The organism is Streptomyces sp. NPDC058289 (assembly GCF_042880975.1).
Lineage (GTDB): Bacteria > Actinomycetota > Actinomycetes > Streptomycetales > Streptomycetaceae > Streptomyces > Streptomyces stoeckheimensis.
The window spans coordinates 1-2,981 of record NZ_JBHVYI010000194.1; the positions used below are offsets into that span (position 1 = coordinate 1).

Annotated in this window: 2 protein-coding genes; one reads left to right on the plus strand and one right to left on the minus strand. The window is 69.3% G+C overall.

What is annotated here, in order from left to right; genetic code table 11:
- Window positions 1-40: 40 nt before the first annotated feature.
- Entirely contained in the window at window positions 41-1,393 is a 1,353-nt protein-coding gene (locus ACFVX6_RS40695) for an ABC transporter substrate-binding protein (protein WP_389699623.1), read from the minus strand.
- Between the two features lie 441 nt (window positions 1,394-1,834).
- Here ACFVX6_RS40695 and ACFVX6_RS40700 point away from each other — a divergent pair, with 441 nt between their 5' ends.
- Window positions 1,835-2,887 (plus strand): LacI family DNA-binding transcriptional regulator, encoded by a 1,053-nt coding sequence (locus tag ACFVX6_RS40700; protein ID WP_389699624.1) that lies wholly within the window; start codon window positions 1,835-1,837, stop codon window positions 2,885-2,887.
- Window positions 2,888-2,981 lie beyond the last annotated feature (94 nt).

Below are 2,981 nucleotides of genomic sequence, written 5' to 3' on the forward strand. Positions count from 1 at the left end.
GGGAGGTAGCGGGTGGCGGCGGGCCGTCACACTGCCCCCGTTACTTGTCGATCTTGTCGTCGACCAGCTTCTTGACGTTCTCCCAGGCCTTGGCCGGGTCGGTGCCGCGCTGCTCGATGTCGAGGATGCCGTTGTCGGTGAGGAAGGTCTTCACCTGGCCGTCCCAGCGGCTGATCGGGGCGGGCGTGATGCCGGCCGCGGCCTCCGAGTAGATCTTGCCGACCGGAGTCTCACCGAAGTACGGCAACTTGGCGTCCTGGACCGTCGCGGAGGTGAGCGTGTCCTTGGTGGAGGGGATGTTGCCGTTCACTCCGAAGACCTTGGCGTGCTGCGCCGGCGCGGTGAGCCAGGCGGCGAGCTCGGCGGCCTCCTTGGCATGCTTGCCCGACTTCGGCACGGCGAGGAACGAACCGCCCCAGTTGCCGGCCACGGGCGGCGCGGCGATGTCCCACTTGCCCTGGTTCTCCGGGCCCGCCTGCTCCTTGATGATGCCCGTCATCCAGCTCGGGCAGGCGACGGTGGCGAACTTCGCGTTCTTGAAGGCCGCGTTCCAGGTGCCCTTCTCGTCGAACTGGCGGAGTTTCCCTGTCAGTTCGCCCTTCGCCGCCGCCACGGCGGTGTCCCACGCCTTCTTCACACCCGGACTGTTCTCGTAGTCCAGCTCGCCCTTGGTGTTCGCGTACTGCACCGGCTCGCTGGAGATCACCGCGTTGAACAGACCGCTCGCGGAGTCGTGGAAAGCGGTCCCCTCCGGGGCGCTCTTCTTGTACGTCTCGCCGGTGGCGATGAACTTCGCCCAGTCGCCCGCCCACAGCTTGGCGACCTCGGTGCGATCGGTCGGCAGGCCGGCCTTGGCGAAGAGGTCCTTGTTGTAGCAGATGGCCATCGGGCCGATGTCCGTGCCGAGGCCTATGACCTTGCCGTCGGCCGTGGTGGCCTGCTTGACCTTCCAGTCGAGGAACGCGCCGAGGTCCGCGCCGCCCGTCTTGCCGAGGTCGGTCCACTTGTCCGCCATGGCGGAACCGGTCGCCTCCGCGATGTATCCGACCTCCAGGGCCTGGATGTCCGCGAGACCGCTGTCGCGGGAGAGGCGCAGCTTGAGCGTGTCCCAGTACTTCTGGCCGTCGGCGACGTTCGACTCTTCGATCTTGATGTTCGGGTGCGCCTTCGTGTACTCGGCGTAGAGCTTGGCCCCGGTGGCGTCGTCGTAGCCGAAGGAACCGAAGGTGCCGATCCGCAGCGTGATCTGCTCCTTGGCGGCCGCGCCGTCATCTCCGGCGGGGCTGTCGTCGCCGCAACCGGTGAGCAGGGCCGCGCCGGTCACGACGGCGACGGCTGCGGCGATTGCGTTGATCGCGGTGCGGCGTCCGCGTCTGCTGCTGGAAGTGCGCATGAACTCTCCTCGTCCAAGGTGGTGCTCGTTGTGCGCCAGGGGTCCGGCGGGGTGTTCGCGGCTCGGCGAGGGGCCCGCCCGGACCCGATATGAAGGCCGTTGTCGCACCCCTGAATGGGAGCGCTCCCACGTCGTTGCCGGAAGGTTGCTGCCTAGCAGGGGTGGGTGTCAAGACATGAACGCGAATTCAATCGAGATGGGCTCTAGCCGCACCTCGGGGTCCCATTTCCGGTCGCGCCGTCGGATAGTGAACGAGACCGTGGCGGAGTGAGGGAATCGAGGCTAGTGTGGGAGCGCTCCCACATCTCCGTCGGCGTACCGTGTGCCGGAGCGACGAGGTGGGGCCCACTGTCTTGTCCGATTTACCTAAAGTACCTGCTCAGCTGACCGGGCCGGCGCCCGGCGCGGAGCGCGACGGCGCACGAGGGGAGTTCGAAAGTCGTGAGCGGACGGCAGAACGGCAGGCCCACCCTGGAAGAGGTCGCGGCCCTGGCCGGAGTCGGCCGGGGCACGGTCTCCCGGGTCATCAACGGCTCGCCGCGGGTGAGCGAGCAGGCCAAGGACGCCGTCGCCCGCGCCGTGGCCGAGCTGGGGTACGTACCCAATCAGGCGGCCAGGGCGCTGGCCGGGAGCCGGACCGACGCGGTGGCCCTCGTCATCCCGGAGACCGAGGCCAGGGTCTTCTCGGAGCCGTACTTCCTCGACCTGATCCGCGGGGTCAGTGCCGAACTGGCCGAAGCCGACAAGCAGCTGCTGCTCACCCTGGTCCGCACCGAGGCCGAGCGCCGGCGGTTCGAGGACTACCTGGCCGCCCAGCGGGTCGACGGCGTACTGCTGGCATCCGTCCACGGCGACGACCCGCTGCCCGACCGGATCGTGAAGCTCGGGCTGCCGGTCGTCATGAACGGGCGGCGCTCCGAGGCCGAGCCGGTCGACTACGTGGACTCCGACAACATCGGCGCGGGACGGGCGGCCGTCGCCCACCTCGTGGGGCGGGGCCGGAGCAGGATCGCGACCATCAGCGGGCCGCTGGACATGTACGTGGCCCGCGCGCGTCTGGGCGGCTACCGGGCGGGTCTCGCCGAGGCCGGGTTCGGGCCCGACGAGTCGCTCGTGGCGACCGCGGACTTCACCGAGGAGGGCGGCCGGCTGGCGATGCGCGAGCTCCTGGAGCGCGCCCCAGGCCTGGACGCCGTCTTCGCCGCCTCCGACGTGATGGCGGCCGGCGCGCGCGGGGTACTGCGGGAGGCCGGACGACGGATCCCCGAGGACGTGGCCCTCGTGGGGGTCGACGACTCCGCGGTGGCCCGCCTGATGGATCCGCCCCTGACGAGCGTGCGCCAGCCGATCGAGGAGATGGGCCGCACGATGACCCGGCTGCTGCTCCAGAAGATCGCGGAAGGGTCCGGAGCCGGTTCCGCGTCGCCGGAGGGGAAGGACGAGGAGCCGCGCAGGGTCCTGCCGACGGAACTGATCGTGCGGGATTCTTCCTGAGCTTGTCCTACCTTTCAAGCGGGCCGCATCTGGTCATTCGTAGGATCGGGGAAGCCCAGGGGTTCCGGGTATGGCTGTGAGCTTGTCGCCGCAT